Consider the following 15,898-nt stretch of genomic DNA (forward strand, 5'->3'; position numbering starts at 1 on the left):
GCTCCTACAAGGTTACAGCCCCAGTTCGGACAGCCCCGGATGATCATCCGGGCGCCGTCCCAGCGGCCAGTGGAACTTGCGTTCGCTTTCCTTGATCGGCATGTCATTGATGCACGCATGCCGATTGGACATCAGACCGTCCTGGTCGAACTCCCAGTTCTCGTTGCCGTAGGAGCGGAACCAGTTGCCGGAATCGTCGTGCCATTCATAGGCATAACGCACCGCGATGCGGTTGCCGGTAAACGCCCACAACTCCTTGATCAAGCGGTAGTCCAGTTCCCTGGCCCATTTGCGCGTCAGGAAGTCCTTGGCCTGCTCGCGGTTATGGGCGAACTCGGCGCGGTTACGCCACTGGGTGTCCAGGGTGTAGGCGAGCGACACGCGTTGCGGGTCACGGGAGTTCCAGCCGTCTTCGGCGAGACGGATCTTTTCAATGGCCGATTGCTCGGTGAAGGGCGGTAAGGGCGGACGCACGTGTGCATTGGCGGTCATTTGACTGCTCCTTTGGATCGTTAGTTGTTAAACCCGTACAACTTTCAAAGTGCCAATAAGTTCTGCGCCATGCATTGCGCATTATCAGCGGCGGTGACATCGCCCATGATCAGGGCGATGGTAATGGCGCCATCGACCAGGATCAGCAGTTGCGCGGCCTGCTGCTCCGGGGCCGGGGTGCCATGTGCCTCGCACAGTTCAAGCAAATACTCGAACAGTTTCTGTTTGTGTGCCTTGGCCAGTAAACGTACCGGGTCTTGCGGGTTACCGGTTTCGCCGCTGGTGTTGATAAAGGCGCAGCCGCGAAAGTCCGCAGAGTCGAACCAGGTCTTCAGAGCGCTGAACACGCCGAGCAAGCGGGCGCCGCTGCCGGCGTATTGCTCGACCTCGCTGCGCAGCCATTGCAACCAACGTTCATCGCGCCGCTGCAGGGCGGCGATCACCAGTTCGTCCTTATTGGCAAAGTAGCGGTAGATACTTTTCCTGGAGACGCCGGCGGTTTTCACCAACAGATCCATACCGGTGGCCGCAATGCCGTGCCGATAGATCAACTTTTCGGTGACGTCCAGAATAATGTCGCGGGTTTCACTGCTGGTCATATTGTTCATACTGCAAACAGTAGAACGATCGTTCTTCTTGGTCAATCAATTATTTTCAGTGGCCAGTGGGCAGACCTGAGGACCCCCCATGGTGTAAGCTCTCGGGCTCTTCGGATTCGATCATTGCGAGCCCTATGCCGTCGTTATTCAAACGTTCCCTGTTGCCCAAGTTGCGCGGTTTCCCCCTGGCCACCGACGCGATTGAGGTGCTGTCCGGCGCCGCCGAGTTTCGCCGCTGCCTGCTGGAGCAAATCGCCCAGGCCCAACACCGCATCTACATCGTCGCGTTGTACCTGCAACAGGACGAAGCGGGCCAGGAGGTGTTTGACGCGCTGCACGCCGCCAAGGCCGCACGGCCCGAACTGGATATTGTGGTGATGGTGGATTGGCTGCGTGCCCAGCGCGGGTTGATCGGTGCGGGCAAGCAGCCGGGCAACAGCGCCTGGTACCAGGCAATGACTCAGTCACATCCGACACATGTGCCGGTGTATGGGGTGGCGGTGCAGACCCGCGAGCTGTTTGGCGTGCTGCATCTGAAGGGCTTCGTGATCGACGACAGCGTGCTGTACAGCGGCGCCAGCCTGAACAATGTGTATCTGCACAAGTTCGATAAATACCGCTTCGACCGCTATCACCTGATCCACAACAAGCCATTGGCCGACTCCATGCAGCACCTGGTGGAACACGGCCTGGTGGCGGCCAAGGCGGTACACCGCCTGGACCTGCCCAACCTGCCCACCACCCGCAGCCTGCGCAATGACATCGGCGACCTGCGCAGCCGGCTCAAGCACGCGACCTATGACACCACGGCCGGCCAGGCTGGGATTGGTGGGTTGTCGGTCAGCCCGTTGTTGGGAGTGGGCAAGAACAACCCGCTGAGCCGGGTGATCTGCGAGCTGATCGCCAGTGCCCAGCAGCAGTTGACCATCTGCACCCCGTATTTCAACCTGCCGCTGCCGGTGACCCGGGAAATCAACCGGGCCCTGGCCCGTGGGGTGAAGATCGACATCATCGTCGGCGACAAGACCGCCAACGACTTCTACATCCCGCCCAGCGAGCCTTTCAAAATCATCGCCGCGCTGCCGTATCTCTACGAAATCAGCCTGCGCCGCTTTGCCAAGCGCCACCAGCGCATGATCGACAGTGGCCAACTCAACCTGCACCTGTGGCGCGACGGGGATAACACCTATCACCTCAAGGGCATGTGGGTCGACGAACGCTATACCTTGCTCACCGGCAATAACCTCAACCCCCGGGCCTTTCGCCTGGACCTGGAAAACGCCTTGCTGATCGACGATCCCCAGGGCCAGTGGCTGGCGCCACGGCGCCGCGAGCTGGAGGACATTTTCCAGCACGCCACGCGGATCCAGGGCTACCAGCAGTTGCAGACACTGGTGGATTACCCCGAAGCCGTCGGCAAGTTCCTGCGCCGGGTCAGTCGCGTCCGAGTCGAGCGCTTGCTTTACCGGATCCTCTAGTGGCGCGGTGCCGGCCAGAGTGCAATGAGCAACAGCAGGGCAGCGGCGACCAGGTAGGGTAGCCGCGGTTCGACGGCATAGATCAGGGTCCCGGCCAGCGGCCCGACCACCACACCCAGCCCTTGCGCCGCCCCCACCGACCCGGCAGTGGCGCCTTGTTCCGAGGCGTCCACCGCGTTGGCCGCCAGGGCGGCGAACGATGGGAAGATCCAGCCCATGCCGGCCGCCGAGACGAAGAAACACAGCCATAGGATCCACGCCGTATCGGCGAACATGCTCCCGGCAAACCCCAGGGCCGAAACAAGCGCGCCGACGCGGATCAGCCGCAGGGGTGGCCATTCCAGCTTGCGCACCAGCAATTGCGAGCAGATCAAGGCCAGGCCGACCATGGTCAGGGCGATCCCGGCGGTTTGTGCAGCGTCGGCGGGGTTCATCTGCAGGCGATCCAGGGCAAAAAAGCCCACCGTGATCTGGGCAATCGACACGCAGAGCATCGCCGCAAAGGCCACCACCAATGGCCGGCGCAAGCGTGGGTCCGAGAGGTTGACGGCCTTGGGCGGTTGCTTGAGGTGCAATTCCTGGCGCGGCAGCTTCATCAGCAACACCAGAAACCCGAGCATCGGCAGCAGCGCCATCACATAAAACGGCAGGCTCAGGCTGTGGCGGGCCAGCAGCGCGGCAATCGCCGGGCCCAACACCAGGCCACAGGCGTTGGCCGCCCCCAGCGAGGCCATGGCCTTGGCGCGATGGGCCGGCTCGATATTGTCCGCGATCAGCGCATAGCCCCCCACTGGGATCGCCGCGTAAAACACCCCGATCAACCCGCGCCCGAGCACCAGCCCGATAAATGCCAGCATGGCCGAGGGCAGCAGTTGCAGGGAGGCGTCGATAAACACGCACAGGGCCCAATAGGCCAGGGTGAAGCCCCCGGTGCCCAGCAACAGCACGCGCCGCCGACCCAGGCGATCACTGGCCTGGCCCCAGGGCCGCGCCAAAAGCATCCAGATCACACCGGACACCGTCACCGCCGCGCCGGCCTGCCAGGTCGCCAGCCCCAGCACCCGCGCGATGGGGCCGATCAGCGAGACAAACGCCATCATCGCCATGGTGCAGGCCATATTAGCCAGCAGCAGGGGGCGCAGGTTGAAGGGAGTGGGCGGAGCGGCATCAAGGCGGGTGGCCGAATGAGGCATGGGAAATCTTCCGTGAGTGGGAATCTATGGAACGTTATAGGTAAGACGGTTAAACGCACAGCGCGATTAACCCGGATGATAGGGATCTACAGCTGTGGGAGTGGGCTTGCTTGCGATGGCGGTGCTTCAGTCACTCTGGGCGGTGATTGAATCACCGCCATCGCAGGCAAGCCAGCTCCCACATTTGATTGTGGTGTGGCGAACATTTTCTGCACCTTTGAGCCCCCACATTTGATTTGTGGTGTGGCGAACATTTTCTGCTCGCTGAGACCCCTGTGGGAGCGGGCTTGCCCGCGATGGCGGTGGGTCAGGCTCAGAGCCGCTAGCGTTGAGGTGTCAGTTCAAACCCAGTTTGCCACGCAGGGTCGACAGGTCTTCGGCCAGGGTGTTGACCGGGCCCACCAGGGCCTTGCGGTCGCTTTCCTTGACCTTGTCGTAGGTTTCAAAGCCGCCATCGGCAGTTTTGTATTTGGCCAGGATGGTGTTCACCGTGGCGAAGTTCTTGTCGACCTTGGCCAAAAACGCCTTGTCCTGCTGTTCGATCTGCCCACGGAACAGGTCGACGATTTTTTTCGCTCCATCGATATTGCCCTGGAAGTCATACAGGTCGGTGTGGCTGTAGCGGTCTTCTTCGCCGGAAATCTTCGTGGCGGCCACTTCTTCGAGCAATGCGGCAGCGCCGCCGACGACTTTTTCCGGCGGGAAGGTCAGACCGGCAACGCGGGTTTGCAGATCCTTGACGTCCGTGTTCAAGCCGTCGGCAAGGGCGCCCAGGCCCTGGGTAGTGTTTTCGGCAAACAGGCTGTATTCAATGCGGTGGAAGCCGGTGAAGTCTTCGGCTTTCACACCTTTTTCGTGGTCGTCGACCCGTGAGTCGATCGATGCATCGAGGTCGCTGAACAGCTCGGCGATGGGCTCGATGGATTCGTAGTAAACGCGGGTGGGCGCGTAGAGTTTTTTCGCGGTGGCCAGGTCACCTTTTTTCACCGCGTCGGTGAAGGCCTGGGTCTGGGTCACCAGTTCCTCGATCTTGTCGGTGACATAGATCTTGTAGTCCGACACCGGGCCCACCAGATCCAGGGGCGCCGGCGCGGCAAAGGCCGCGAGCGGAGAAAGGCTCAATAACAACGCAAGAGACGACATGTTCATAGGGCGGTTTCCGCTGTGGAGGGTTAGGTCTTGGCAGTGCTGTGCAGCAAGGTTCGGCCGATGAAATCCTGCGGCCCGGTGGCGCCCGGCAAGGTGAAGAAATACCCGCCGCCCACTGGCTTGAGGTATTCCTCCAGGGGCTCGCCATTGAGCCGGGTTTGTACGCTGATAAAGCCTTTCTCCAGGTCCGCCTGATAGCAGATAAACAACAGGCCCATGTCCAGCTGGCCGTTCTTGTTGACGCCGTTGGAGTAGTTGAATGGCCGACGCAGGATCAGGTTGGCCTGGGTCGCGGCCGTGCGCGGGTTGGCCAGGCGGATATGGGCATCGAGCTTGGTCAGTTTGCCGGCCGGATCCTTGCTGTAGTCGGGCACCTGGGCTTCGCTGTGACCGTCCATGGGCGCGCCGCTGGTCTTGATCCGGCCGATGATGCTTTCCTGCTCCTGCAAGGGCGTGCGGTCCCAGCGTTCGACGAAATTGCGGATGATCCGTACCGCCTGGTAGCTGCCATGGGCGGCCCACGCGGGCTCATCACTGCCGGGCTGGACCCAGACCAGTTGGTCCATGGTTTTGGTGTCGTTGGAGTCGGGGTTGGCCGAGCCATCGCGAAAGCCCAGGAAGTTGCGTGCGCTCTGCGCCGGTTGCCCGGCACGGGCAGGGGCCTGGGGCGGTACGCTGCCTTCCTGTTTCCAGCGCACCAGCAGCAGGTCCGGCAGGTTTTTCACGATATCGCGCAGGGCGTGGATATTGGTGTCGGGGGTGTTGGAGCTGAACTGCAGGCTCAAATCACCGTGGCACTGCGCCGGTTCCAGGGCGTCGTTGGGGAAGCCGACCATGCGGATCAGGCGCTTGGGTTTGGCGGCGGCCAGGCCGAAACGCTCGTCGAACAGCGATTCACCCACCGATACGGTGATGGTCAGGTTATCCGGGCTGACCACCGGGCCGAGGATCCCGGAGTCGCTGGGCGGCAGTTTCGGGTCGACTTGCGGCACGCTGCCGCCGGTCATCAAAAAACGGATGCGCTGGTTGAGGGTGCGAAACAGGCGCTCCAGGTCTTCGCGGTCGCTGGCCAGGACGTCGAACGCTACCAGCATGCCGCAGGCCGGGCGGGGGGTGACGATGCCGCTCTGGTGCTTGCCGTGGAAGGCCTGGTGGTCCTGGGTTTTTTCGCTGCTGGGCGCGGTGGTGACCTGGGCTGCGCCGGCTGCCATTGCCGGGCAACTGAGGCTGCTGCCGGCAATCGCGGCGCCGGTGGCGGCCATCCCGAGCAACACACGGCGGCGTTGGGCGTTGAACTGTGGTGAATCACTCATGTGTTTGGTCGTCTTCACTTAAGGCCGGAGAGGCCAAGGGCTGGGTCGATTCCATCGAGTGCGGCGGCCAGAGCCTTGGCCTTGTCGGCGATCAGCTGGCGCTGAGCGGCGGTAACGCGGTTGTAGCTGCGGTAATGGCCATCGACCTGCAAGTCGTCGAGTTGCGCGGCGAAGGCGTTGATCGCGCTATCAATTCCCGGCAGCAGGTCGGCGGCGGACTTGGTCAACAGCGGCCGCATCAGGTCCACCACCTTGCGCGTCACCGTCAGGTTGGCGGCAAAACCGTTGAGGTCGAGGTGGCTGTAGCGCTCCTCTTCGCCACTGGCGGCGCGCACGTCGGCCAGGCTGTTGAGGTTGCGCACCAGGACGCTTACCAGTTGCTCGGGCGGCAGCGACTGCGCCAACAACTGTTGCTTGAGGGTGGTGACATCGGCCAGCAGACGCTGGGCAATCGGTGTCAGGTCGCCGAGAGTGTGCTGCTCGAACAGGCCGTATTCCAGGCGATGGAAGCCGCTGAAGGCCGGGTCTTGTTCACGCTTCTCGAAGTAATCGGCGCGGGCATTGATCGCGTTGTCCAGCTCGGCCAGGCGCTGGGCCGCCGGGGCCAGTTGTTGGTAAGCCTCGCGAGCCGGCAGGTACAGGGCCTGGGCCTGGGCCAGGTCGCCGGCGGCAATCGCTTGTTCAAGGGCGCTGACGGCCTTGATCAAAGCGCCACCCTGGCTGCTCAGGTACACGCGAAACTCCGACAGCGGGCCGATAAAGGCCACCATCGAGGGCTTGGCTTTGGCCTGGGCGTCAGACTCGGCCGTCGGGGTTACATGCAGGGTGCCGCGTGGGTTGCTCAACAGGCCGCAGGTGATGGCGTAGTCGCCCGGCAGCAGGTTGGCGTTGATCACCTGGCTCAAGCCCGGCGCAATGTTTTCGCGCTCTTCGACCACCAGCACGCCGTCAAGGATTTCCCACTCCACCGCGCGATCCGAACGGTTGATGATGCGAAAACTCGCACGGCCCGCCGGTACGGTCAGGGCGTTGGGTTCGCAGGCGTGGGCGTGGATGATCACGGCGATTTCGTTGTGATTGACCTGGCGCTTGGCGGCGGCCAATTGCGCGGCGTAGTAGAACAGGCCGCCGGCGGCGATCATCACGATCACCGAACCGGCGACCGCCCAACGCAACGCGCGGGGTGGTGAGGCAGGGGCTGGGTTTGGCAAGGGACGACCTTACTGGCTGGAGACGGAAGAAGGGGTTATCGGCGCGGCGGGCATAAAGAACATCGCCAGCGCCAGCACCAGGTAAATCAGGTAGGCGCCCAGGGTGCTGACGGTCGGTGCGTCCTGGTAGCCGAACATGCCGGCCAGCACCGAGCCCAGCGGGCCATCCATCGGCAGGGTTGCGCTGAAATCGAACAGCACGCCTTGCAGGTGGTTCCACACCCCGGCTTCATGCAGGGCCTGCACCGAGTTGGCGAGGATCCCGGCGGCCACCACCAGGATGAACAGCCCGGTCCAGCGAAAGAACGCACCGAGGTTCAGGCGCATGCTGCCGCTGTAGATCAGGAACCCGACGATGATCGCCAGCACCAGGCCGAGCAGGGCGCCGATGGGCGCGGCGGGGCCTTCGCTCTGTTGGAACACCGCCAGCAAGAAGAACACCGTCTCCAGGCCTTCACGGGCCACGGCGAAAAACACCATGGCGATCAGGGCAAGCACCTGGTTGCGCGAGCCGGCCAACGCATGATCCAGGGACTGGTGCAGGGAGTGCTTGATCGAGCGTGCGACCTTGCGCATCCAGAACACCATGGAGCTGAGAATCCCCACGGCGACCAGGCCGACAATGCCTTCGAACAGCTCTTGCTGTTTTTGCGGGAACTCGGCGCTGACCAACTCCAGGCCACCGCCGACCAGCAGGGCCAAAGCGGCGGCGAGAAATACGCCGATCCATACCGCTGGCATCCATTGGCCACGGCCGGTCTGTTGCAGGTAGCTGGCGATGATGCCAACGATCAATGCGGCTTCAATGCCTTCGCGCAGCATGATGAGAAAGGGGACGAGCATCGGGCACCGCAACGTAATTAGTTAGGGTGCTAAGTTGTAACATAATGATACTCATTGCTAAACAGAGGATCTTGACGTTTTCTGAACGCGGCCTGAACAGCCCTCTATGTCGTTGCTGCGTGGGGTATGTGTTCCTTACAAGCCAACACGCTCCTACAATGGCCGACCTACAAGATTGAGCCCTGGCCCATGTCGGAAAAAGACACAATCTCCATCCACCTGGTTCGTGAAGCCCTGTTGCAGAGTTGCGCCCCCGGTGCGGCGACGTGGGAGGCCCTGAGCAAGGTCGGGATCGACCCCGCGTTGCTGGAGCAGCCCGCCGCCCGGGTTCCGGCGCTGGCGTACGCGCGGCTCTGGCGCTTGCTGGCGCGGCGCCGGGATGATGAGTTCTTTGGCATGGACCCGCGCAAGTTGAAGTCGGGCAGCCTGGGGTTTTTGTGTCGTGCCTCCATGGCCCAGCCCACCCTGGGCGAGGCCCTGGAAACCGGTCTGGGCTTCCTGTCGTTGATGCTTGAGCACCTTCCCGCGCAGTTGGTGCGTCAGCAAAGCCTGGCGGAAATCGTGCTGCTGGAACCTGAGCCGGAACCACGGCGCGCGTTTACCTACTTTTGCTACTGGATGATCGTCCACGGCGTCGCCTGCTGGCTGGCCGGCCGACGCATCCCGATCCTGGCCATCGAATTGCGCAGTGCGCAGCCGGCATTTTGTGATGATTACCAGGTGATGTTTTCCGACAACCTGCGTTTTGATCGCACCCGTACCCGCATGATCTTTTCGGCAGACTGCCTCGACCTGCCGGTCAAGCGCAGCCCCGAGGAACTCAAGCGCTTCCTGGCCCAGGCGCCCGCCAACATCCTGGTCAAATACCGCGACCCGGACAGCCTGGCGATGCGCATCAAACACGACCTGCGCCAGCGCCCGGCCCAACAGTGGCCGGAAACCGACAGTCTGGCCCATGAGTTGTGCATGTCTGCCTCGACGCTGCGTCGGCGCTTGGCCGAAGAAGGGCAGACGTACCAGGGGCTCAAGGACAGCGTGCGCAAGGAGCTGGCAGTGGTGTGGCTGGCCGAGGCCGATATCAGCTTCGCCGAGATCGCCAGCCGCCTGGGTTTTGCCGATGTGAGCTCGTTCTACAAGGCCTTTCGTAAATGGTCGGGCTCCAATCCCGGGCATTACCGCAGCTTGATCCTCACGGAATCCAGCTGAGTCAGATCAGCGCAGCTCCCACCTTTGATCTTTGTGACCGTCTTTAAGCACAGGGTTTGACCGGTTTCACGCAGGCAAAAAAAGCCCCGTGACCGAATGGACCACGGGGCAAAAATTGGTTGGATGCGACCAACCAAAGGAGCTCTTTAAATCATTTTGCGCTGGCGACCACCGTCTCCGGCTGCCAGCCGCCACCCAACGCCTTGTAGATCGCCACGATGCCGCGATACAGGTCCACTTCGGCCAGGGCCTGGGCGTCTTCGGCCGCCAGGCGTTCACGCTGGGCGTCGAGCAGCACGAGGAAGTCGGCGGTGCCTTCGCGGTAGCGAATCTGCGCCAGGTCGGCCGCGGCACGGCTCGATTCGCTCTGGCGGATCAGCGACACCAGGCGCTGCTGCCGCTTGCCGTAGTCGCTGAAGGCGTTCTCTGACTCTTCCAACGCCAGCAGCACTTGCTGCTCGTAGGTGGCCAGGGCGCCATCGGCTTCGGCATCCGCACCGCGCAAGCGGGCGCGTACGCTGCCCAGGTCAAAGGCGGCCCAGGTGATGCTCGGGCCCAGGGCCCAGGCATTGGCGGCGGATGAGCCGATCTGCGAGCCACGGCCAGCGGTAAACCCGAGGAAACCACTGAGGCTGACCCGTGGAAACAGGTCGGCCTTGGCCACGCCGATTCGCGCGGTGGCGGCCGCCAGTTTGCGTTCGGCACTGAGAATGTCCGGGCGCCGTTGCAGCAACTGCCCCGGGTCACCAATCGGCAAGGCCTTGGCAATCGCCGGCAGGTTGGCCGGGCTCAGGTCCACGCTGAGTTTGTCCGGGCGCTGGCCGAGGAGGGTGGCGATGCGATTGCGCTCGCGCACCTGCTCGGCCTGCAATTGCGGCACGCTGGCTTCGACCGCTGCCAGGCGCGCATCGGCACGCACCACGTCCAGTTGGTCGCCGACGCCGGCATCGCGCAGGCTTTCGGTGATGGTGCGCGAATCCTGCTGGTTCTTCAGGTTGGCCAGGGCGATTTTTTCCCGCAGTTGCGCCCCGCGCAGTTGGCCGTAGGCGTCCACCAGTTCGGCAATCATGCTGACCTGCAGTTGATAGAGGTCGGCTTCGGCAGCCTGCTGGTCAGCGTCACTGGCTTCGAGGTTGCGCTGGATGCGGCCAAACAGGTCCAGTTCCCAAGCCATGTCCAGGCCCAGGTCATAGCGTTCGCTATTGACCCGGCGGGTGGTCTGGCCTGGGATCTGGCCCTTGGCCAAATCGCTGCTGGCACGGCTGGTGATGGTCGGCATCGCGTCATTGCTGGCGTCATCGCGAATCGCCCGGGCAGCTCGCAGGCGGGCAAACGCTACCCGCAGGTCTCGGTTGCCGCTCAACGATTGGGTCACCAACTGGTTGAGGATCGGGTCCTCGAACTGCTGCCACCAGATGCCTTCGAACTTGGCGTGGTCGTACTGCTTGGCATCGGTGGCGGCCGTGATATTGGCCGCCTCCAACTGCTGGGCTTTATAGTCCGGGCCGACGGCACAGGCGGCGAGCGCCAGTACCAGCAGGCTCGGCAGGAACACTTTCACACTCATTGCTGTGTCTCCAGCTGCAAGGCCTTGGCCGCTTTGCGTGCTTCGCTGCGCTCCACATAACGGCGGATCAACACGTAGAACACCGGCGTCAGCAACAGGCCGAAGAAGGTCACCCCGATCATCCCGGAGAACACCGCCACGCCCATGGCATGACGCATCTCGGCACCGGCACCGCTGGAGAACACCAGGGGCACCACGCCCATGATGAAGGCGAACGAGGTCATCAGGATCGGCCGCAGACGCAGGCGGCAGGCTTCCAGCACCGCAGCCAGCGGGTCGAGGCCTTCTTCCTGTTTATCCTTGGCGAACTCGACGATCAGAATCGCGTTCTTACAGGCCAGTCCCACCAGTACGATCAAGCCGATCTGGGTAAAGATGTTGTTGTCGCCACCGGACAGAATCACCCCGGTAATGGCCGATAGCAGGGTCATCGGTACGATCAGGATCACCGCCAGTGGCAGGCTCCAGCTTTCGTACTGGGCGGCCAGTACCAGGAACGCCAGCAGTACGCAGAGCGGGAACACGAACAGCGCGGTGTTGCCCGAAAGGATTTGCTGGTACGTCAGGTCGGTCCACTCGTAGGTCATGCCGTTGGGCAGTTCCTCTTTGAGCAGTTTTTCGATCGCTGCCTCTGCCTGGCCCGAGCTGTAGCCGGGTGCAGCGTTGCCGTTGATCTCGGCGGTGATAAAGCCGTTGTAGTGCATCACGCGGTCCGGCCCCGAGGTGTCGCTGACCTTGATAAAGGTCGCCAGCGGGATCATCTCGCGCTTGTTGTTGCGCACTTTCAATTGGCCGATCTGATCCTGGTCCAGGCGGAACTGCTGTTCAGCCTGCACGTTGACCTGATAGGTCCGGCCAAAGCGGTTGAAGTCGTTGGCATACAACGAGCCCAGGTAGATCTGCAGGGTGTCGAAGATGTCGCTGATCGCCACGCCGTGGGTCTTGGCCTTTTCCCGGTCGATAGCAGCATCGACCTGGGGCACGTTGACCGTGTAGCTGGTGAACAGGCCAAACAGTTCCGGCACGTTGTGGCTCTTGGCGATGACGTTCTGCACTTCTTTGTACAGTTCCTCGTAGCCCAGGTTGCCACGGTCTTCGACCTGCAGGCGGAACCCGCCGATAGTGCCCAGGCCCTGTACCGGCGGCGGTGGGAAGATCGCCATGTAGGCTTCCTGGATATCGGCGTACTTGCCGTTCAGCGCTCCGGCAATCGCCCCGGCGGACATGCTTGGATCTTTACGCTCGCCGAACGGTTTCAACGTTACGAACACGATGCCGCTGTTCGGGCTGTTGGTGAACCCGTTGATCGACAGGCCCGGGAAAGCGATGGCGCTTTCCACGCCGGGCTGTTTCAAGGCGATGTCGGACATGCGCTTGATCACGTTTTCGGTGCGGTCCAGGCTGGCGGCGTCCGGCAACTGGGCGAAGGCCACCAGGTATTGCTTGTCCTGGGCCGGTACGAAACCGGTCGGTGTGTGGGCAAAGCCGAAGAAGGTCAGCACCATCAGGCCGCCATACACGAACAGCGCGATACCGGTGCCGCGAATCACCCGGCGCACGGTGCCTACATAACCATGGCTAGCCTTTTCGAAGAAGCGGTTGAACGGGCGGAACAGCCAGCCACCGAAGAGCTTGTCGAGGAACCTGGAGAACCGGTCTTTCGGCGCGTCATGGCTGCGCAGCAAGACCGCTGCCAGGGCCGGCGACAGGGTCAGGGAGTTGAATGCCGAGATCACGGTGGAGATGGCGATGGTCAGGGCAAACTGCTTGTAGAACTGCCCGGTCAAACCACTGATAAAGGCGGCCGGAATAAACACCGCACACAGCACCAGCGCCGTGGCAATGATCGGCCCGGTCACTTCGCTCATGGCTTTTTCGGTGGCCGGGAAGGGCTCCAGGCCCAGCTCGATGTTACGTTCGACGTTCTCCACCACCACGATGGCGTCGTCCACCACGATGCCGATGGCCAGCACCAGGCCGAACAGCGACAGCGCATTGAGGGAGAAGCCGAACAGGTGCATCACCGCAAAGGTGCCGATCAACGACACCGGCACCGCGACCAGGGGGATGATCGACGCACGCCAGGTCTGCAGGAACAGGATCACCACCAGCACCACCAGGATCAACGCCTCGAACAAGGTGTGCACCACCGCCTCGATCGAGCCGCGCACAAACACGGTCGGGTCGTAGGCGATGCGGTAGTCCATGCCTTCGGGGAAGCTCTTTTTCAGCTCGGCCATCTTGCTGCGCACATCATTGGAGATGTCGATGGCATTGGAGCCTGGGCGCTGGAAGATCGGAATCGCCACCGCCGGCTGATTGTCGATCAGCGAGCGCAGGGCATATTGGCTGGAGCCCAGCTCAACACGGGCGATGTCCTTGAGGCGCGTGATTTCACCGTTGTCGCCGGCGCGAATCACGATGTTTTCGAACTCTTCCTCGGTGACCAGGCGGCCCTGGGTATTGACCGACAATTGGAAGCTGGTGTCGTTGGGCGCAGGCTGCGCGCCCAGGGCACCGGCGGCCACCTGGCGGTTCTGTTCGCGGATCGCGGTCACCACATCCGTGGCAGTCAGGTTGCGCGAGGCGGTCTTGTTCGGGTCCAGCCACACCCGCAGGGAGTAATCGCCCATGCCGAACAACTGCACGTCACCCACGCCGCCCAGCCGCGCCAATTCATCCTTGATATTGAGGATCGCGTAGTTGGACAGGTAGAGCATGTCGTAGCGCTGGTCCGGGGAGGTCAAGTGCACGACCATGGTCAGGTCGGGGGAGGCCTTGTCCACGGTAATCCCGATGCGCGTCACTTCCTCAGGCAGTTTGGGCTGAGTGCGCGTCACACGGTTTTGCACCTGTACCTGGGCGTTATCCAGGTCGGTGCCCAGGGCGAAGGTGATGGTCAGGGTGAGCTTGCCGTCGGCGGTCGACTGCGAGGACATGTAGAGCATGTTCTCGACGCCGGTGATCGCCTGTTCCAGCGGCGAGGCCACGGTTTCGCCGATGACCTTGGGGTTGGCGCCGGGGAAGTTGGCGCGCACCACCACGGTTGGCGGTACCACTTCCGGGTATTCGCTGATCGGCAGTTGGAACAGCGAGATCGCGCCGGCGATCAGAATCAGCAGCGATAGCACCGCTGCGAATATCGGCCGCGATATGAAGAACTTGGAAAAATTCATCTGGTGTGTAGTCCCTTAACCGCGTGGAATCGCGACACTGGCGAGCTTGGGCGCGGCTTTATCCGGCGCCACTTGCTCCAGGTTGCTGGCTTCAAGCGCTTGTCGTTGTTGGGCCAGGGCGGCGAGGGTTGCCTGGCTGGCCATCGGGATGGTTTCTGGGGCAACCGGCGAACCCGGACGTACCCGCTGCAGGCCTTTGACGATAATGGTGTCGTCCTTGCTCAGGCCGCTGCGCACGATGCGCAAGCCTTCGATCTTCGGCCCCAGTTCCACGGCGCGGTAGGCGGACTTGTTGTCGGCGTCCATCACCAGCACAAACTTCTTGCCCAGGTCGGTGCCCACGGCTTCGTCGGTGATCAGCACGGCAGAGTAGGTGCCGCTGCCGACCAACTTGAGGCGCGCATACAGGCCGGGGGTGAAACGCCCGTCACTGTTATCGAACACCGCGCGGCCGCGGATGGTACCGGTGGCCGGGTTGACCTGGTTGTCGACAAAGTTCATCTGGCCCAGGTGCGGGTTGCCGTCTTCATTGGACAGGCCCAGGTACACCGGGGTGGTGGCGCCGCGACGGCCCTGGCGCGCCAGTTCGGTGTACTTGAGGTACACGCGCTCGTCGGCGTCGAAGTAGGCGTAGACCTTGTCGGTGGAGACCACGCTGGTCAGCTCGGTGACATCGGCGGTGACCAGGTTGCCGGCGGTGATTGCGGCGCGGCTGACACGGCCACTGATGGGCGAGGTGACGCGGGTAAAACTGAGGTTCAGGCGGGCCAGGTCCAGTTGCGCCTGGATCCCGGCCACCGCGGCGCGGGCTTCCTGGGCGGCGGTGGTGCGCGAGTCGGCCAGTTCGGCGGAAATCGCATTGCTCTGGCGCAAGCGCTCGCCACGCTGGGCCTCGTTGTCACTGCGCGATGCGGCGGCTTTGGTTTGTTGAAGCTGGGCTTCCAGGCGGCGGACTTCAGCCTGGAACGGACGCGGGTCGATCTGGAACAGCAGGTCGCCTTTTTTCACCAGTGCGCCTTCGGTAAAGGCGACCTGGTCGATCTGACCCGACACGCGTGGGCGGATCTGTACGGTTTCCGGGGCTTCCAGGCGGCCGGTGAACTCGTCCCATTCATTGACCGGTTGTTCCAGGACCTTGGCAACGCTGACTTTGCTGGCGGGCATGGCGGCCGCTTGCTCGGGGGCCTTGCCGCATGCGCTCATCACCAGCACGGCCAAAAGGGCCAGGGGATAGCGCAAATGTTTGAGTGACTGTTCCATGAGGTGCATCCGCCAAATGTATTTGAGATGGGCGGATCATGCTCGGCAGCGTGCTCGCTCACGAATCGAATGAAACAAAGGTAACTATCATTCGGAATGATATAAGGGCCGGGCAAGCCCTCTAGGATGGGGGTTTCGTTAGGGGGCTATCAATCCCATTGATGACAAGACACCGTTGCGCGAACTGCAACCAACCAAGAAATCCTGCCCTAAAGAGATCACCCTGTGGGCGGGCTTGCCCGCGATAGCGGAGGGTCAAGTAGGGATGTGTCGACTGACCTACCGCTATCGCAGGCAAGCCAGCTTGTATGGTTAGACTTGTAGGGGTGGTGGGACTAAAAGCCAGCATCTGACTCTAGCCAGTACAGACCGTGGGAGACTTCGCCCCACCCCTTCACCAAAGCGCCGATA

General features: G+C 62.4%; 12 protein-coding genes. 2 read left to right on the forward strand and 10 right to left on the reverse strand.

What is annotated here, in order from left to right; genetic code table 11:
• Positions 1-12: 12 nt before the first annotated feature.
• Positions 13-492: a nuclear transport factor 2 family protein gene (locus JFT44_RS25200; protein WP_057440109.1), complete on the reverse strand. Its 480-nt coding sequence runs from the start codon at positions 490-492 to the stop codon at positions 13-15.
• Between the two features lie 44 nt (positions 493-536).
• The gene (locus JFT44_RS25205) at positions 537-1,100 is read right to left on the reverse strand and encodes a TetR/AcrR family transcriptional regulator (RefSeq protein ID WP_198831349.1); all 564 of its coding nucleotides are present in this window, start codon (positions 1,098-1,100) and stop codon (positions 537-539) included.
• Positions 1,101-1,225: 125 nt separating this feature from the next.
• Here JFT44_RS25205 and pssA point away from each other — a divergent pair, with 125 nt between their 5' ends.
• A complete protein-coding gene (gene pssA, locus JFT44_RS25210) occupies positions 1,226-2,569 on the forward strand; it encodes a CDP-diacylglycerol--serine O-phosphatidyltransferase (protein WP_169961020.1) in 1,344 nt (447 codons plus the stop codon).
• Here the strand turns inward: pssA and JFT44_RS25215 are convergent.
• From JFT44_RS25215 to efeU, 5 genes are all read right to left on the reverse strand, one after another.
• Complete coding sequence (locus tag JFT44_RS25215; protein WP_057444795.1) at positions 2,566-3,762, reverse strand: MFS transporter; 1,197 nt, start codon at positions 3,760-3,762, stop codon at positions 2,566-2,568. The two genes, pssA and JFT44_RS25215, sit on opposite strands and share 4 nt — an antisense overlap.
• Positions 3,763-4,098: 336 nt before the next feature.
• On the reverse strand, positions 4,099-4,911 hold the full coding sequence (gene efeO / locus JFT44_RS25220) for an iron uptake system protein EfeO (protein ID WP_169961022.1): 813 nt from the start codon (positions 4,909-4,911) through the stop codon (positions 4,099-4,101).
• 23 nt (positions 4,912-4,934) lie between these two features.
• Complete coding sequence (gene efeB / locus JFT44_RS25225; protein WP_057959776.1) at positions 4,935-6,224, reverse strand: iron uptake transporter deferrochelatase/peroxidase subunit; 1,290 nt, start codon at positions 6,222-6,224, stop codon at positions 4,935-4,937.
• Between the two features lie 14 nt (positions 6,225-6,238).
• Positions 6,239-7,435 (reverse strand): iron uptake system protein EfeO, encoded by a 1,197-nt coding sequence (efeO, locus tag JFT44_RS25230; RefSeq protein ID WP_198831350.1) that lies wholly within the window; start codon positions 7,433-7,435, stop codon positions 6,239-6,241.
• A gap of 9 nt (positions 7,436-7,444) precedes the next feature.
• Positions 7,445-8,278 carry an iron uptake transporter permease EfeU gene (gene efeU / locus JFT44_RS25235; RefSeq protein ID WP_198831351.1) on the reverse strand — a complete coding sequence of 278 codons (834 nt, stop codon included), beginning with the start codon at positions 8,276-8,278 and terminating at the stop codon, positions 7,445-7,447.
• Between the two features lie 189 nt (positions 8,279-8,467).
• On the opposite strand from efeU, the gene JFT44_RS25240 reads away from it, so the two are divergent.
• Positions 8,468-9,484 carry an AraC family transcriptional regulator gene (locus JFT44_RS25240; RefSeq protein ID WP_057440114.1) on the forward strand — a complete coding sequence of 339 codons (1,017 nt, stop codon included), beginning with the start codon at positions 8,468-8,470 and terminating at the stop codon, positions 9,482-9,484.
• Between the two features lie 151 nt (positions 9,485-9,635).
• Here the strand turns inward: JFT44_RS25240 and JFT44_RS25245 are convergent, their stop codons facing one another.
• The 3 genes from JFT44_RS25245 to mexE are packed head-to-tail and all read right to left on the reverse strand — an operon-like array spanning position 9,636 to position 15,487.
• Positions 9,636-11,051: an efflux transporter outer membrane subunit gene (locus JFT44_RS25245; RefSeq protein ID WP_057959735.1), complete on the reverse strand. Its 1,416-nt coding sequence runs from the start codon at positions 11,049-11,051 to the stop codon at positions 9,636-9,638.
• Positions 11,048-14,227, reverse strand: a complete 3,180-nt coding sequence (locus JFT44_RS25250) for an efflux RND transporter permease subunit (RefSeq protein ID WP_198831352.1) — start codon at positions 14,225-14,227, stop codon at positions 11,048-11,050. The genes JFT44_RS25245 and JFT44_RS25250 overlap by 4 nt, the downstream gene beginning before the upstream one ends.
• A 15-nt stretch (positions 14,228-14,242) precedes the next feature.
• The gene (gene mexE, locus JFT44_RS25255) at positions 14,243-15,487 is read right to left on the reverse strand and encodes a multidrug efflux RND transporter periplasmic adaptor subunit MexE (RefSeq protein WP_057959775.1); all 1,245 of its coding nucleotides are present in this window, start codon (positions 15,485-15,487) and stop codon (positions 14,243-14,245) included.
• Positions 15,488-15,898: the final 411 nt, after the last annotated feature.

The organism is Pseudomonas sp. MF5691, from assembly GCF_016405645.1.
In the GTDB taxonomy this organism is placed as follows: domain Bacteria; phylum Pseudomonadota; class Gammaproteobacteria; order Pseudomonadales; family Pseudomonadaceae; genus Aquipseudomonas; species Aquipseudomonas shahriarae.

Coding starts and splice junctions, on each gene's coding strand:
- JFT44_RS25200 (WP_057440109.1), bottom strand. CDS start 492: ATGACCGCCAATGCACACGTGCGTCCGCCCTTACCGCCCTTCACCGAG.
- JFT44_RS25205 (WP_198831349.1), bottom strand. CDS start 1,100: ATGAACAATATGACCAGCAGTGAAACCCGCGACATTATTCTGGACGTC.
- pssA (WP_169961020.1), top strand. CDS start 1,226: ATGCCGTCGTTATTCAAACGTTCCCTGTTGCCCAAGTTGCGCGGTTTC.
- JFT44_RS25215 (WP_057444795.1), bottom strand. CDS start 3,762: ATGCCTCATTCGGCCACCCGCCTTGATGCCGCTCCGCCCACTCCCTTC.
- efeO (WP_169961022.1), bottom strand. CDS start 4,911: ATGAACATGTCGTCTCTTGCGTTGTTATTGAGCCTTTCTCCGCTCGCG.
- efeB (WP_057959776.1), bottom strand. CDS start 6,224: ATGAGTGATTCACCACAGTTCAACGCCCAACGCCGCCGTGTGTTGCTC.
- efeU (WP_198831351.1), bottom strand. CDS start 8,278: ATGCTCGTCCCCTTTCTCATCATGCTGCGCGAAGGCATTGAAGCCGCA.
- JFT44_RS25240 (WP_057440114.1), top strand. CDS start 8,468: ATGTCGGAAAAAGACACAATCTCCATCCACCTGGTTCGTGAAGCCCTG.
- JFT44_RS25245 (WP_057959735.1), bottom strand. CDS start 11,051: ATGAGTGTGAAAGTGTTCCTGCCGAGCCTGCTGGTACTGGCGCTCGCC.
- JFT44_RS25250 (WP_198831352.1), bottom strand. CDS start 14,227: ATGAATTTTTCCAAGTTCTTCATATCGCGGCCGATATTCGCAGCGGTG.
- mexE (WP_057959775.1), bottom strand. CDS start 15,487: ATGGAACAGTCACTCAAACATTTGCGCTATCCCCTGGCCCTTTTGGCC.